This window comes from Bacillus sp. FSL K6-2841 (genome assembly GCF_037976435.1).
GTDB lineage: Bacteria > Bacillota > Bacilli > Bacillales > Bacillaceae > Bacillus > Bacillus pumilus.
In genome coordinates, this window is sequence record NZ_CP150266.1 from 2,185,616 (window position 1) to 2,201,224 (window position 15,609).

General features: G+C 42.4%; 18 protein-coding genes. All 18 read right to left on the reverse strand.

Going from position 1 to position 15,609, the window contains the following annotated elements:
* Positions 1-61 precede the first annotated feature (61 nt).
* The 18 genes from recN to spoIIIAC all read right to left on the reverse strand — a co-directional run bounded on the left by recN (position 62) and on the right by spoIIIAC (position 15,609).
* Positions 62-1,798 (reverse strand): DNA repair protein RecN, encoded by a 1,737-nt coding sequence (gene recN / locus MHH68_RS11005; RefSeq protein WP_061408509.1) that lies wholly within the window; start codon positions 1,796-1,798, stop codon positions 62-64.
* 33 nt (positions 1,799-1,831) lie between these two features.
* Positions 1,832-2,281: a transcriptional regulator ArgR gene (gene argR / locus MHH68_RS11010; protein WP_058014712.1), complete on the reverse strand. Its 450-nt coding sequence runs from the start codon at positions 2,279-2,281 to the stop codon at positions 1,832-1,834.
* A gap of 159 nt (positions 2,282-2,440) precedes the next feature.
* Positions 2,441-3,295 (reverse strand): TlyA family RNA methyltransferase, encoded by an 855-nt coding sequence (locus MHH68_RS11015; protein WP_106067130.1) that lies wholly within the window; start codon positions 3,293-3,295, stop codon positions 2,441-2,443.
* Positions 3,292-5,193 carry a 1-deoxy-D-xylulose-5-phosphate synthase gene (gene dxs, locus MHH68_RS11020; RefSeq protein WP_061408514.1) on the reverse strand — a complete coding sequence of 634 codons (1,902 nt, stop codon included), beginning with the start codon at positions 5,191-5,193 and terminating at the stop codon, positions 3,292-3,294. Before dxs ends, MHH68_RS11015 begins: the two co-directional genes overlap by 4 nt.
* 150 nt (positions 5,194-5,343) lie before the next feature.
* The gene (locus tag MHH68_RS11025; protein WP_339163065.1) at positions 5,344-6,234 is read right to left on the reverse strand and encodes a polyprenyl synthetase family protein; all 891 of its coding nucleotides are present in this window, start codon (positions 6,232-6,234) and stop codon (positions 5,344-5,346) included.
* Positions 6,224-6,484 carry an exodeoxyribonuclease VII small subunit gene (locus MHH68_RS11030; protein WP_003215880.1) on the reverse strand — a complete coding sequence of 87 codons (261 nt, stop codon included), beginning with the start codon at positions 6,482-6,484 and terminating at the stop codon, positions 6,224-6,226. The genes MHH68_RS11025 and MHH68_RS11030 overlap by 11 nt, the downstream gene beginning before the upstream one ends.
* Positions 6,481-7,824, reverse strand: a complete 1,344-nt coding sequence (gene xseA, locus MHH68_RS11035) for an exodeoxyribonuclease VII large subunit (RefSeq protein WP_144462751.1) — start codon at positions 7,822-7,824, stop codon at positions 6,481-6,483. The genes MHH68_RS11030 and xseA overlap by 4 nt, the downstream gene beginning before the upstream one ends.
* 70 nt (positions 7,825-7,894) lie before the next feature.
* Complete coding sequence (folD, locus tag MHH68_RS11040; RefSeq protein WP_339163069.1) at positions 7,895-8,746, reverse strand: bifunctional methylenetetrahydrofolate dehydrogenase/methenyltetrahydrofolate cyclohydrolase FolD; 852 nt, start codon at positions 8,744-8,746, stop codon at positions 7,895-7,897.
* An 11-nt stretch (positions 8,747-8,757) separates the two neighbouring features.
* Positions 8,758-9,153, reverse strand: a complete 396-nt coding sequence (nusB, locus tag MHH68_RS11045; RefSeq protein WP_058014707.1) for a transcription antitermination factor NusB — start codon at positions 9,151-9,153, stop codon at positions 8,758-8,760.
* Positions 9,154-9,363: 210 nt separating this feature from the next.
* Positions 9,364-9,771 (reverse strand): Asp23/Gls24 family envelope stress response protein, encoded by a 408-nt coding sequence (locus MHH68_RS11050; RefSeq protein ID WP_058014706.1) that lies wholly within the window; start codon positions 9,769-9,771, stop codon positions 9,364-9,366.
* Positions 9,772-9,796: 25 nt separating this feature from the next.
* Positions 9,797-11,146, reverse strand: coding sequence for an acetyl-CoA carboxylase biotin carboxylase subunit (gene accC / locus MHH68_RS11055; RefSeq protein ID WP_144462749.1), 1,350 nt, complete (start codon positions 11,144-11,146; stop codon positions 9,797-9,799).
* 11 nt (positions 11,147-11,157) lie between these two features.
* Entirely contained in the window at positions 11,158-11,640 is a 483-nt protein-coding gene (accB, locus tag MHH68_RS11060; protein WP_012010533.1) for an acetyl-CoA carboxylase biotin carboxyl carrier protein, read from the reverse strand.
* 196 nt (positions 11,641-11,836) lie between these two features.
* Positions 11,837-12,469: a SpoIIIAH-like family protein gene (locus MHH68_RS11065; RefSeq protein WP_003216063.1), complete on the reverse strand. Its 633-nt coding sequence runs from the start codon at positions 12,467-12,469 to the stop codon at positions 11,837-11,839.
* Positions 12,469-13,140: a stage III sporulation protein AG gene (gene spoIIIAG / locus MHH68_RS11070; protein WP_012010535.1), complete on the reverse strand. Its 672-nt coding sequence runs from the start codon at positions 13,138-13,140 to the stop codon at positions 12,469-12,471. The genes MHH68_RS11065 and spoIIIAG overlap by 1 nt, the downstream gene beginning before the upstream one ends.
* Positions 13,133-13,765: a stage III sporulation protein AF gene (spoIIIAF, locus tag MHH68_RS11075; RefSeq protein ID WP_339163072.1), complete on the reverse strand. Its 633-nt coding sequence runs from the start codon at positions 13,763-13,765 to the stop codon at positions 13,133-13,135. Before spoIIIAF ends, spoIIIAG begins: the two co-directional genes overlap by 8 nt.
* A 14-nt stretch (positions 13,766-13,779) precedes the next feature.
* Entirely contained in the window at positions 13,780-14,973 is a 1,194-nt protein-coding gene (gene spoIIIAE, locus MHH68_RS11080; RefSeq protein ID WP_144462745.1) for a stage III sporulation protein AE, read from the reverse strand.
* A gap of 19 nt (positions 14,974-14,992) precedes the next feature.
* Positions 14,993-15,406, reverse strand: a complete 414-nt coding sequence (spoIIIAD, locus tag MHH68_RS11085; RefSeq protein WP_144462743.1) for a stage III sporulation protein AD — start codon at positions 15,404-15,406, stop codon at positions 14,993-14,995.
* Positions 15,403-15,609, reverse strand: a complete 207-nt coding sequence (gene spoIIIAC / locus MHH68_RS11090; RefSeq protein ID WP_003153142.1) for a stage III sporulation protein AC — start codon at positions 15,607-15,609, stop codon at positions 15,403-15,405. The genes spoIIIAD and spoIIIAC overlap by 4 nt, the downstream gene beginning before the upstream one ends.

Here is a 15,609-nt window from a genome sequence, read left to right on the forward strand (position 1 = left end):
CGAATTCGCGGGTATATACAGCGATTTTGACACAATATAAAAAAGGCAGCTGGTTTTTCAGCTACCCTGTTGTTTTGACATCATTTGCTTGATGCAGCAATTCTTTTGCATGCTGTTTGGTCAGCTCAGTGACTTCGACACCCGCAATCATCCTGCCAATTTCACTCACTTTTTCTTCATGACTTAATGGTTTGACGTTTGTCAGTGTTCTACCAGCTTTAGAGCGTTTCGAAATGAAGAGATGCGTGTCAGCCATTGCTGCTACTTGCGGGAGATGCGTAATGCAGAGCACTTGTGAGCCAGCCGCCACTTTATAAATTTTTTCGGCAATTGCCTGTGCAACTCTGCCGCTTACGCCTGTATCCACCTCATCGAAAATAATGGAAGTGACCTCTTGTTTGGCTGAGAAGATACTTTTCACGGCGAGCATAACACGTGAAATTTCTCCACCAGAAGCAACTTTTGATAAAGATTTCATCGGTTCGCCAGGATTAGTAGAAATCACAAATTGAGCTTGATCAATTCCGTTTTTCCCAAGCTGGACGGGCTTTCCATCTAGCAGCGGATTATCCGTGCTGCTAAAAGGCGCATACCGAATGGAAAAGGATGTATCAAATGTTGACTTCTCCATATACAAATCCTTTAGTTCTGTTTGAATTTGCTTCGCTAGCTTTTTGGCCCATTTTTTACGAAGCTCCGAAACGTTAAGTGCTTCAAGCAGGGCGTCACGGCTCATTGCATCCAGTTTGTTTTTAAGTGTCTGCAGATGACTGTCTCGATTTTGAATTTGATCGATTTCTTCTTCAATCTTCGCCGCATACTCCAAAATTTCCTCAACCGTCGTCCCGTACTTTCGCTTTAACTGCTTCATTTCATTCAGCCTAGACTCAATAAAATCAAGGCGTGCTGGGTCAAACTCTAATTGATCCAGCATGCTTCGCATTTGAAACGTCGAATCCTCTAATAAATAGTAAGAGTTCGACACTTGTTCGGAAAGCTTTTTTAGATCGTCGTTAATCTCAGAAACCTGCTCGAGCTCGCTCGATGACATGCCAACCCAATCAAGTCCCCCCTGCTCATTGCGCAAGGCATTATAGGCGTTTTGGAGTGAGGAAAAGATCTTTTCGTAGTTGCTGATCTGATGGCGCTCTTCTTGAAGCTTCTCATCTTCTCCCGGCTCTAATTGTGCCGCTTCAATCTCTTCTAGCTGAAATTGCAATAAATCTAATCGGTGCACCATTTCTTGCTCATTCTCAGAGAGCTGTTTTAGCTTTTGGGCTGTCTTTGTATATTGCTCATATGCTTCTTGATACTGTGACAAAGCAGGTGCAATTTCTTCTGCTCCAAATTGATCGAGTAAATGCAGATGATTTTCATCCTCCATCAATAACTGGTTATCGTGCTGTCCATGTATATCGAGCAAAAGGCGTCCTACTTCGCGTAAAAGTGAGATTGTGACGAGCTTGCCATTGATGCGGCAAATGCTTTTCCCGTTATTGTTAATATCACGGCGAAGGATCATCATTTCATCAGTTGCGTCAATTCCCTGCTCTTCGCATAAAGCAAATACAGGGTGGTCAGCTGCTGGTACAAGAAAAAGCCCCTCCAGCTCAGCCTTTTTCTCACCATAACGAACAAATTCAGACGACCCTCTACCTCCCACAAGAAGTGAGACAGCGTCAATCATGATGGATTTCCCTGCACCTGTTTCCCCTGTTAGGACTGTGAGTCCTTTTTCAAATGAAACCGTTAACTCTTCAATGATTGCAAAGTTTTTAATGGTTAGTTCTGCTAACACTCATTTGCCACCTCTTTTTGTAAACCTGATTCTTTATAGGAGCTCTAAAATTTTGCTTGAAACTATTTCCGTATCATCTGGTGTGCGGCAAATGATCAAAATGGTATCATCTCCGCAAATGGTTCCCATGATTTCTTCCCAATCTAAATTATCCATTAAAGCCCCAATCGCCTGAGCATTACCTGGCATGGTTTTGAGGACGATTAAATGACTGGCAGCATCCATTTTAATAAATGCATCCATTAAGGATCGCTTTAGTTTAGACAGCGGATTAAACCGCTGATCCGCAGGAAGGCTGTATTTATATGTTCCATTGTTCGTCGGCACTTTCACTAAATGCAATTCTTTAATATCTCTTGAAACGGTCGCTTGTGTAATGTTATATCCATCGGCTTTTAAAATATCGACTAGTTCATCTTGTGTTTCAATCTCTTGGCTCGCGATGATTTCTCTAATCTTAATATGCCTTTGACCTTTATTCATTATTGACCCCCCTAGGCGTTTGATCTCAGTTTTTCTTTACGTTCTATGTTATATGAACCACAGTTCAAAAAACAAGCGTTACGTGAGAAACGGCCAATTCTCATCTTTTGACCATGTAAAAAGGAATAATAGCGAGCTATTATTCCTTTTGTTTCAACCTCATGTATCAGCCGGCTCAGGACTGTTTTTCTTTTCTTTCAATACAGAATGGGCTTCCTTGACGATCTTTTCAAGTTCTGAAACTGGAAGTGCCGCATTCTCTTCTTGATCAGGGTGAAGCACTAAATGGAGAAGGAACTCAATATTCCCGTCTCCGCCTGTAATAGGCGAAAATGAGACATCCTTCACATCATAGCCTTCTTTTGCAGCAAATTGATTCATCTCTTCCAGCACACCAAGGTGGACAGACGGATCTCGCACGATGCCTTTTTTCCCAACAAGCTCTCTTCCTGCTTCAAATTGGGGCTTGACGAGTGCAATACAGTCTCCGCCCGGAACAAGAATGTGCTTTAAAGCCGGAAGAATGAGTTTAAGTGAAATAAAAGAGACATCAATTGACGCTACTTCTGGCAATCCTTCGGTAAAATCTGCCGGGACGGAATGACGGAAATTGGTGCGCTCCATGACGATTACCCTGTCATCCTGCCTTAATTTCCATGCAAGCTGATTGTAGCCAACATCAACAGCATATGATTTGACCGCTCCATTTTGAAGAGCGCAATCTGTAAATCCACCTGTTGATGAACCAATATCAATTAGCAATTTCCCTTCAACAGTTAAGTCGAATTCTTTTAGCGCTTTTTCAAGCTTTAATCCGCCGCGGCTCACATATTTCAGAGGGTTCCCTTTCACAGTGAGCGGTGTATCACGAGCGATTTTCTCTCCTGGTTTATCCAAGCGGTTTTCATTTGAGTAAACGATCCCTGCCATAATGGCACGCTTTGCTTTCTCTCTCGTTTCCATTAGTCCTTGTTCGACTAATAAAACGTCAAGTCGTTCTTTCTTTGATGTCATGATCCAATTCCTTTTCTTGGTGCTGCGGGAAGCAAGTCACGTAAAGTGTCAGCAACCTGTGCTTTCGTCAAACCAATTTCTTCAAGCAGGGCATCAACACTTCCATGCTCAATAAATTCATCTGGAATGCCCATACGTTCTACTTTGATATGAGATGCTTTCTTATCGTGTATATATTCTAAAACGCTGCTGCCAAATCCGCCTTGGAGCACAGCTTCTTCAATCGTTAAAATCGGAATACCTTCAGAAAGAATATCATTTAACATCGCTTCATCAAGAGGCTTAATAAAACGAGCATTGACAACACGAACCGATTTCCCTTCTTTTTGAAGTTCTTCTGCTGCTTGAAGCGCCATTTTAATCGTCGTACCAAATGTTAAAATCACAGCATCCTTCCCTGGACGAAGAACCTCCCAGGACCCAATCGGAATGGTTTTCAGCTGTTCATCCATTTTGACACCTAACCCATTACCGCGCGGGAAGCGCATGGCAATAGGACCGTCATCGTACTGAATAGCTGTATTGACCATGTGCTGCCCTTCATTTTCATCTTTTGGCATCATGAGCACCATATTCGGCATATGACGCATAAAGGCAATATCAAACACACCTTGATGGGTTTCTCCATCTGCACCGACAAGTCCAGCACGGTCAATGCCAATAAAGACGTTTAGATTCTGGCGGCAAATATCGTGGAGCACTTGGTCATAGGCTCTTTGCAGAAACGTTGAATAAATCGCTAAAAATGGCTTCATGTCCTGCGTCGCAAGACCAGCTGCCATTGTGGCTGCATGCTGCTCGGCAATGCCTACATCAAACATCCGCTCTGGAAATTCCTTCGCAAAGCCTTCAAGCTTTGAACCAACAGGCATCGCAGGCGTGATCGCAACAATCCGCTCATCTTCCCGTGCCAGCTTTCTGACTGTTTCACTGACGAGACCACTCCAAGACGGAGCTGCTGCTGCCGGTTTTACAAAATCACCTGTATCAATTTTGTATGGACCCGTACCATGCCAAGTGCCAATTTTATCGGATTCTGCCGGCTGATAGCCTTTTCCTTTTTTCGTGATGACATGCAGAAGAACAGGCCCTTTTGTTTTCTTTGCATATTCAAGATTCTCAAAAAGATCTTCATACGAATGTCCGTCAACAGGACCTAAGTAGGTAAATCCCATTTCCTCAAAGAACATGCCAGATACAAGTAAATATTTGAGGCTGTCTTTGATACGCTCTGCTGTCGCAGCAAGCTTACCACCTACAGCTGGAATGCGCTTGAATAAATATTCAAGTTCGTCCTTTACCCATTGGTATTTGCCAGCTGTACGTAATCTGCCAAGCATTGTGTGAATCGCACCGACGTTTGGTGCAATACTCATTTCATTGTCATTTAAGATCACAATCATATCTTTCTTTTCATCACCGATATGATTCAAAGCTTCCAGCGCCATACCTCCGGTTAGTGCACCGTCTCCAATAATCGGCAGGATATATTCATCTGTCCCTTTGATATCACGCGCTGCCGCCATACCCATCGCACCAGATAACGAGGTTGAACTGTGACCTGTCTCCCAAACATCGTGCTCGCTTTCATTTCGTTTAGGAAAACCGCAAAGCCCTTTATATTGGCGAAGTGTATCAAACTCCGCCCCTCTTCCCGTTAACAGCTTATGAACGTAAGACTGATGTCCAACATCCCAGAGGAATTTGTCTTTTGGGCTGTCAAATACTTTATGAAGCGCAACAGTCAGTTCAACGACTCCCAGGTTCGGACCGATATGCCCGCCAGAGTTAGCTAAGGACTCAATTAAAAACATGCGAATGTCAGCGCTAAGCTCCTCTAATTCTGCATTTGACATTCCCTTTAGAAACGTTGGATTTTTTATTGATAAAAGATCCAATTAGGATCAACTCGCTTTCAACAAAATTTCTATATACATCTATAATGCCTTATTCCTTTGAAAACCAGTAGGGAATAAGAGTTGTCTCATCATAATAAACTGTTTACAGTTTACCACAATTGCTCGAGGACCCTCAAATCTAGGCTGTTTTTAATGATCTCTTGAGGCAATTAGATCACATAAATCATGCAGCAATTGCTGCTCTAATTGAAGATTGGAGACAATTTCTTTTGCACGTGTGATGTGCTCATGCAGTTTTTCTTTTGCTCCTGAAAGCGTTAATAAAGAAGGATATGTCGACTTTTCATTTGCTGTATCAGAGCCGACCCGTTTTCCGATTTTTTCTTCGCTTCCTTCGAGATCTAAAATATCATCACGGATTTGAAACGCAATGCCAATATGATAGCTGAATTCCCTTAGCTTCTCGATATCGTCATCTGGTGCTCCTGCCAGCATTCCACCTGCTGCGACGCTGAACGTGAGGAGCTTTCCTGTTTTACGGGCGTGAATGGATTCTAGTTCAGCAAGCGATACTTGTTTTTGCTCTGCTTCCATGTCATCAAATTGACCGCCAACCATTCCTAGTGCACCTGCTGACTTTACAAGCTCATCTACAATTCTGATCTTTTTGTCAGCAGAGACGCTGCTTGACAGCTGTGATGTAATCAAACGGAAGCTCTCTGTTAAAAGGGCATCACCTGCGAGAACAGCTGTTGCTTCTCCGTACACTTTATGATTCGTCGGTTTTCCTCTGCGAAGGTCATCGTCGTCCATGCAAGGAAGGTCGTCATGTATCAAGGAATACGTATGAATCATCTCAACCGCACAGCCGACAGGTATACCATCTTCTTCGTTTTTACCGTAAGCATTTAGAAGAGCAAGAACGAGAATAGGTCGAAGCCTTTTCCCGCCCGCTTTAAGTGAATAGAGCATAGAAGATTTCAGGTCTTCTGGAATCGTCAATTCCTGAACATATGTAAATAAATAATCTTCAATGGCCTGCTTTCGTGTTGTTAAAAATTCATTTAAATTACTTGTCACCAGCATCTGCCTCCTTCACTGAGAAGGGAGCCAGCTCACCGTCCTCTTTTAAAATGAAATCCATTTGCTTTTCAACATGCTGTAATTTTTCATGACAAAGCTTCGAAAGGGTCATGCCTTCTTGAAAATAATGAATGGCCTGCTCAAGTGGTACATCTCCTTCTTCGAGCTTTCCCACAATCTCCTCAAGACCTTTCATCGCCTCTTCAAATGTCATTTGTTCTTCTTTTTGTTTATTGGATTCTGTCATGATTGCCCCTCCTTCTCAATAACCTCACAAATTAGACGTCCATCCTTCATCGTGATAGTCAGCTGATCCTTCGTCTCTACTTGGTTCACACTTTTTACTAGTTCTTCTTCTTTATAGGCTAAGCTGTAGCCTCTTTCCATCACTTGAAGTGGATTTAATGCATTTAGTTTACCAAGAACCGATTGGAACTGCGAATGAATTGTTTTCATTTGCACATTCATACTGCGAATGAGCTGTTCTGTTTCATTGGCGTGTCGTTTTTTCGCTTGAAGCAGCTGTTCTTTAGGATGAAGCGGCTTCAGTCTGTATGTCTGGCGGTCTAGCTGACTGCGTTTTTGCTCAATTTGTCTCGTCAGCTGTTTTTGAAAACGGTCAAATACCAAATCGAATTGCTGCTCTTTTTGCTCCTGTAATCGTTTTGGAAAACGGAAGGCATAAGAGGATTGCAGCGCCAGAAGACGGTCTTTCGCTTGTGAGGTTCGATTCTTTAACGCTCTTGTTAGCCGTATATCGATTGATTTGATTCGCTCTATTAAATCGGTCGTGCTTGGAACAGCAAGCTCGGCTGCTCCTGTTGGTGTGGGTGCTCTCATATCTGCAGTGAAATCACTGATCGTAAAGTCTGTTTCGTGCCCAACTGCAGATATGATTGGAATGTCTGATGCGAAGATGGCCCTTGCGACAGCTTCTTCATTAAAAGCCCAAAGCTCTTCAATCGAACCGCCTCCTCTTCCGACAATCAAGACATCACAGAGCTGTTTTTCATTCGCTTCCTTGATTCGCTCTACGATGGAACGGGTCGCATGCTCACCTTGGACGAGCGCCGGAAGCACAATGATTTTCGCCTGCTGATAGCGCCGATTGATCGTCGTAATGACATCTCGAACAGCCGCTCCTGTTGGAGACGTAATGACACCAACAACCTCTGGATATTCAGGGATTGGCTTTTTATAGCGCGCATCAAATAAGCCTTCACTTGCTAGCTTTTTCTTCAGCTCTTCATAAGCAAGATGAAGAGCACCAACACCATCAGGTTGCATTTCTTTTGCATATAATTGATAGTTGCCGCTTGGTTCATAGACTTGAATTCCGCCGCGAACAAACACCTTCATCCCACTTTTAGGTGAAAAAGGCAGCTTCGCCGCAGAGCGCTGGAACATGACAGCTTGCATGCGGGCGTTTTCGTCTTTTAAGGTGAAGTACACATGTCCCCTTGAATGAATCTTGACATTGGATAGCTCACCTTTGATCCAAATATCTTCTAAATGCGGATCAACATCAAATTTTCTTTTTATGTATTTTGTAAGGGCTGTGACCGTCACAAAGGCTTTTTCACTCATGACGTATTCCTCCTCCTCAAAAACGCACATTCATCCACCAGCAGTATGCAGGTGGATGAATGGATAAAGCTTATGCTAATGTACGTTTTGCTGATTTAACCGTATTATGTGCAAGCATCGTAATCGTCATTGGACCGACTCCGCCAGGGACTGGTGTGATATAAGAAGCTTTTTCTTTTGCCTCTTCAAAATCAACATCACCAACAAGCTTCCCGGTATCCAAACGATTGACTCCTACATCGATCACAATAGCGCCTTCTTTAATTTGGTCAGCTTTAATAAAGTTTGCTCGACCGACGGCAACAACTAAAATATCCGCTTTCAACGTATGTTCTGAAATATTCACTGTTCTTGAATGGCAATAAGTAACCGTTGCGTTTTCGTTTAACAGCAATTGTCCTACTGGTTTACCGACAATATTGCTGCGTCCGACAACAACGACTTCTTTTCCAGAAAGACTGACACCCGTCTTGTTTAGTAGTTCAACAATGCCTGCTGGTGTACATGGAAGGAATGTGTCTTCCCCAAGCAGCATTTTCCCGATATTCAATGGATGGAAACCATCAACATCTTTCTCAGGTGAAATACGTTCAATCACGGCTTTTTCAGAAATATGTTTTGGCAGTGGAAGCTGAACAAGAATCCCGTGAAATTGATCGTTCGCATTGTACTGATCAATCAGCTGAAGCAATTCTTCTTCTGTTAAAGAAGCCTCTAAATGATCTAGCTGGAAATGCATCCCCATTGCTTCTGCTGCTTTTTCCTTTCCGCGTACGTAAGAAAGTGAAGCCGGATCATCACCGATTAGAATAACGGCAAGACCAGGTGTGACACCTTTTTGTTTTAGCTCTTCTACTTCTTTTGCTAATTGCTCACGCTTTTCTTTTGCTGTTTCTTTCCCATCGATGATTGTTGCTGTCATGTCGAATCCTCCTATTGCTGCTTTAGGTCGTTTTTAATGTTCGAAAGTACTCCATTTACAAATTTCGGTGCTTTATCATCACCGAATAATTTGGCCAGTTCAATCGCTTCATTCATTGAGACACTAACCGGGATATCTTCTTGATACACCATCTCGTACACAGACAGCCTTAAAACGGCTCTGTCTACGTTTGCAATACGATCGAGTTTCCAATTCACTAAATGCTGTGAAATCATGTCATCGAGCTTGTCCTTTTGTTCAAGCACACCGAAAACCAGCTCCTCAAAAAAAGGATCTGATTCTTGTTCGTCCAGCGCATGTGTAATGGCCTCTTTCGGATCAATATTGCTCACATCAATTTGAAATAATGTTTGTAGCGCCTTTTCTCTTGCAGTTCTTCTTTTCATTATTTACTCCTTTAACCACTTTATCCGCTTGTCGTTAAGCCATACAGAGATCATAACATATTTTGACCGTGGTCGCACCAAGATCCATGTGAGCTGTCACGAAAAACGAATCAATCCACGTGTGAGATCATCATTATTCGGAAATGACCCAAAAATGGGCTTTAAAAAACCAAAGAGGCGATGCCTCCTTGGTTTCACTTGAACTCTTTTTTACATTTCTTGATCTACTTCAGCATCAGCTGATTTTGTATCAAATTGAATACCTACGACATGGATATTGATTTCATTAATCGTTAAGGCAGTCATGTTCAAAAGAGTTTGACGGATATTTTCTTGTACAGCAGTGGATACCTTTGGAATGGATAGGCCAAATTCAATCACACAATATACATCGATTGTGATGCCTTCATCAGAGACATCTACTTTCACACCTTTACGGTGATTTTTTTTACCAAAGCGTTCTGCTACATCAGCAGCGAAATTGCCGCGCATTTCGGCAATGCCTTCGACTTCTGAAGCGGCGATCCCAGCAATGACCTCAATCACTTCTGGTGCAATTTGCACTTTTCCCAATTGATCTTCATCAAGGTTCATTTCAAGCAAATTGTTTTCTGACACGATCATTCACCTCCGAAAGCTGTGATTATTTCATGATTTGGTATGTTTCTAAAAACTTCGTATTAAAATTACCGCTCACAAATGTTTCATGCTCAAGCAATCTTAGATGGAATGGAATTGTTGTGTAGACTCCTTCAATGACGAATTCTTGAAGCGCACGTTTCATTCTCGCAATCGCTTCTTCTCTCGTCTTACCATATGTGATCACCTTTGCAATCATACTATCGTAATATGGCGGAATCACATAGCCCGGATAAGCGGCAGAATCCACGCGTACTCCTAAACCGCCTGGCGGAAGATACATTTTAATTTCACCAGCTGATGGCATGAAGTTTTTCTCTGGGTTTTCTGCATTAATACGGCATTCGATTGCCCATCCTTCAAATTCGACATCCTCTTGTGTAAGAGAAAGCTTCTCACCTGATGCCACTTTAATTTGTTCTTTGATCAAGTCAACACCTGTGACCATTTCTGTTACAGGATGCTCTACTTGAATACGGGTATTCATTTCCATGAAGTAGAACTTCTCTTCATTATAATCATAAATAAATTCGACTGTTCCAGCACCAGTGTATTCAACAGCTTCTGCAGCTTTTACGGCTGCTTCACCCATTTGCTCACGGATGTCTGCATTTAGCGCTGGTGATGGCGTTTCTTCAAGAAGCTTTTGCATTCTTCTTTGGATTGAGCAATCACGCTCTCCTAAATGAATGGTATTGCCATGCTGATCTGCAAGCACTTGGATTTCCACGTGTCTAAAGTCTTCAATGAACTTTTCTAAATAGACGCCAGGGTTACCAAAGTTTTGCGCTGCTTCCTGCTGCGTGATGGTGACACCGTTAATGAGCTCTTCTTCGGTACGAGCTACACGGATTCCTTTACCACCGCCGCCGGCAGTTGCTTTTATAATCACAGGATACCCAATACTTGCTGCTGTTGAAACAGCATCATCAAGATCTTTTACAATTCCTTGAGAACCAGGAACAATCGGAACGCCAGCATCTTTCATTGTTTCCCTCGCGACATCTTTTGTTCCCATTTTGGAAATCGCTGACGGAGTTGGCCCAACAAAGATGACATTGCATTCCCCGCAAAGCTCAGCGAAGTCTGCATTTTCAGCAAGGAAGCCGTATCCTGGATGGATGGCATCAGTACCTGTTAATTTAGCAACACTAACAATATTCGTGACATTTAAATAACTATCTTTTGAAGCAGTCGGTCCGATGCAATATGCTTCATCAGCCATTTGAACATGAAGCGCATCGCGATCCGCTTCCGAAAATACCGCAACTGTTTCAATTCCAAGCTCTTTACAAGCGCGGATAATTCTAACTGCGATTTCTCCTCTGTTTGCAATTAATAGCTTTTTAATCATGATCGTACTCCTTACTCTGCTTTCACTAGAAAGAGGGGTTGTCCGAATTCTACAAGCTGACCGTTCTCAGCTAATACTTCGACGATTTCACCTTTTACTTCTGCTTCGATTTCATTAAACAGTTTCATCGCTTCTACGATGCACACAACTGTGTTTTCGTTCACCTTAGAACCTGTTGTCACGTAAGGACCTGCTTCTGGTGAAGATGAAGCATAAAATGTGCCAACCATTGGGGATGTAATTTTATGCAGATTATCAGACGCAGCTGCCTCTTGTGCAGGGGCTTCGGTCTGAGCTGGAGCTTGTGCTTTAGGAGCTTGTTGAGCTGGAGCTGCTTGGACAGGAGCCACTGATGCTTGTGCCGCAACTTGCTGAACGACTTCTTTATTTTTCTTCAGTTTGATTTTTGCACCTTCGTTTTCGTACGTAAATTCATCAATAGTAGATTCGTCAATTAATTTAATCAGTTCATGAATTTCTTCAATTTTTAACATGGATTTGCACCCCTATGTATGGATTTATCTTTTTCTTTATAGGCTAGTACTAAAAGTACATACTATAACCATCTTACAGGAGGATTTCAATGAATTCAACTACTATTGTGGCGAAGCGCTTTGCGAGAGCATCTTGAAGAGGGCGCAAAACCGCATCAAAAAACGCCCTTTTCGGCAAAGGGCGTCTGTTCATTTTTTATTCGTTAGAGGGCTCAAAAGTGACCGCTACGTTATCAAGACCTCTCATTTCTTTTGTGACCATATCAATAATATCGGCAGCTTGGGACTTTGATTTTTTGTCAGAACGAACTGTGATGCTCACTTTATCTCCCTCTGCACTCACTAGCGCATCTTTATAACCTTTTGTTTTAATTAAGGTTTCAAGTTGACGCTCCGTTCCTTCTGCTTCACTAAGCGCTGTCATTTGGTCATACGCTTCGCTTTTTTCTTGTGCTGTTGCATCATCACTGGATACGATTTCGTTGAACTCTTCGCGCTGCTTGCTTCGTTTATCTTCAAGCTCTAATCTGTATGTTGTAAAAAGCTCATCGTCTGTTTGCTCTGACACAGCCTTTCCTTCTTCACCGCTTGTTTCGATATCCTCTTGTTTACCATTTGTTTCTTTGTCAGTGGACTTCTCATCAGCGCCTTTTTCTGTTCCTTTATCCATTCCTTTTTCTGGTTCAGTCTTTTTCTCTTCCGTTCCTTTTGATTTCATCTCTTCTACTGTCACTGCATTTTCACCTTGTGGAGACATGATATAGTACACACTTAAGACGACAACTAAACTTAGCATCGTTAATAGCCAAACCGTTTGTTTTTTTAACATCATTCCGAATCCTCCTTGATTTTTTTAGGGGCAACAGCCACTCTATGGCTCGGTACATCAAGCACTCGTGTAACCGCTTCAATGATGGTTTTCTTTATTTGAACGTTGTCTACTCCTTGAGCAACAACGAGAACACCTCGAATGTCTGGTTTTTTCGTTTGCACCACAACTGGCGTTTCTTCATTGCCATTTTTGATGATGACGATTTCTTCTTCTTTTGTTTGATCAGTGACACTTCGCACGCCGCCTTCTTTATCTGTTTCTTCGGTCGTTGTGCTTTTATTGGATTTGTTTTTTTCAAACACTTTTAAAGAAGTTGCGTCTACATTGACCACAATCGATACATCCTCAACGCCAATAATGGTCTCTAAAATTTCTTTCAGCTGATTTTCGTATTCTTGCTCCACATCCTCAATCGAATTCTTTGATTTACTTGACGATGCCGGCTTGAATACCTCCTGCTCTTGTGAGGTTGTTTTTTTAGAAGCAGGAACAGCAGCTTGTTCTTTGCTTGATGGCGGTGACAAGATCTGACTGACTAACATGAAAGATACGCCGATGATGAATACAAGCAGCAAGTAATGGTGCTTCGTTAATTTTGGTTTCCCTTCACCTTTTTCAGGCGGCTGCAAGAATGATTTCAGCTTTTGTTTCCAGTCCTTGTTATTCATGATCTGCTGCGTCACCTCCCTCAATGTTCAGCGCAATGTGCTCAGGACTCGTATTCCAAACATCAGCAAGCGTCTCTTTCACCCTCTTGATCTCTTTGCTAGAAGATCCAGCGCTGTCCTCCTTTTGCCTGGAGAGATCAATGTCCACCTTTGCCACCGTTTCTACAGCATCACCTGTGAGCGGGGAAAGAACTGCTTTGATGCGAAATTGATCCGCCTCCATATTCTCATCCAGGTGCTCAACATCTGCCTGCACTTCTACGTGTTTCATTTCATAGCTCTCCTTCTCCAGTGGCTCCTTTGCGCTTTTTTCTAGTTGGACAGCCATTTGCTTTAAAATATATGCACGCTGAGAGGCTTGTATTTCTTTTTTTTCTAAATTTATCTGATTTTTTATTTCTTCTGACTGTGCTTCTTCCTTCCCCTTCATCAATTCTGAGAAGATTTGGTCAGGGTCTGCCCGAAATAAAGCAAAAATCGGATTGAGCATCACGACAATCAACAGGAGGCTGACGACCATTTTGGCATATTTTTGCATGCTTGAATTGGGAAGCAGAAGATCAATGACAATCGCAAATAAGATAAAGAGAATAATACTTGTGATCCATTCCGTGAGAAAACTCAAAAGGTGTCCCCTCCTTACTTCATCATCATGGTCAAATTGCCAGCAGTGATAATGACGGTAATGCTTAAAAAGAACATGAGCGATACGACAGCAAGTGCAGCAAAGATATAGAGCACACTTTTTGAAATGACATCAAGGCAGCTGATAATCGGACCGCCTCCTAATGGCTGAAGAATGGCTGCGGCAAGCTTATATATAAGAGCTAGCGAGAGCACTTTGATCGCAGGGAAGGCGGCAATTGAAATGAGAATAGCGACGCCGACAAGTCCGACCGTATTTTTAAGTAATACAGAGGCACTGATGACGGTATCCGTCGCATCTGTAAACATTCTGCCAAGGACGGGGATGAAATTTCCGGTAATAAATTTGGCTGTACGAAGTGTGATACCATCTGTAACCGCAGCAGATGCCCCTTGCACAGAAATGACACCAAGAAAGACAGTTAAAAAAACGGCTAACCCGCCTATCGCCACATTTCTTAACAGCTGGGCAAGCTGGGTAACCTTGTATTGTTCAGTCAGCGTACTGACAATGCTTAATATCGCTGATAAAAAAATAAGCGGAAGAACGACATATTGAATAAAAACGCCGCTCGTATTCATCAAAAATAAGATAACCGGATGAAAGAATCCGGCTGAGACAAGCCCGCCTGAGGAAGCAATAAGTGCTAATAACAGAGGAATAAGAGCAAGAATAAAACTGGTCATCGTTTGAATGGCTTCCGTTGCATAAGAAATCGCCACATGAAAGCTGTTGAGTGCAATAATGATCAGCACCATATAAACAAGTGCGTATGCGACTTTACTGACAGTGCTTTGTTCAAATGCATTCTGCAAAAGCTGTAAAAGCGAACAAAAGATGGTGAGTAAAATCAGTGTCCCAAGGAGCTTTCCGTTTGCGATGACCTCGTGAAAAAGATAATGAACAAAGGCTTTCAGCCATGTCTTGGGAGACAGCTCTTTATCGCCATCAATCATTTCTTTCACTGTTCCTTTTTGGCTTTCTGGCAGAAAGCCGCCATACTCATCCAATATGGTTTCCCAAAAGTCACTAATGGAATGAAGCTCAAGTGCATCAGCTTGTCCAGCCGCCACTTCTTCTGCTGCTGGTGCTTCATTTGATAAAGGCTCTTTTTCTTCTGCACCTGCGTGCGGAGCGATCAGCCAGAAGAAAAGCATCAGTCCCATAACAGCTGTCACCCGTTTCATTGTCATCACCTCTTTTCAATTAAGTCATGGACGGGATCATACCTAAGATCGTCTCAATGATGACTGTTAAAATAGGAACTGCCATGACCAAGATGAGAATTTTGCCGCCAAGCTCTATTTTTGATGCAATGGCGCCTTGTCCAGCATCTTTTGTCAGCTGGGCGCCAAATTCCGCAATATAGGCAATGCCAATAATTTTTAAAATGGTTTCAACATACTTCATATTGACACCGGCACTTGCCGCAATTTTTTCTATCATCGAGATAATGGCATAGATTTGATCTATTAAATAAAGAAAGATCACACACCCTGTAAATACAACTAGCAAAAAGGCGAAGGTTGGCTTTTGTTCTTTGACGATTAATGCTAAAAAAGTAGCGATTAAACCAAGTCCAACAATTTGTATGATTTCGATTTGTAAGCCCTCCCCTATCCTTGAAATAGAAATACGGCTTTAATCTTTTTAAACAAATCATCTACAATGGTTGCTACCATAAACAAAATGTAGATAAACCCAAGCAGCGTGACCCACTGAGCGTACTCCTTTTTCCCCATTTGATCTAAAATCGTATGGAGGAATGCCACAACGATGCCTACTCCCGCAATTTGAAAAATGACGTTTACATCAACGCCCAT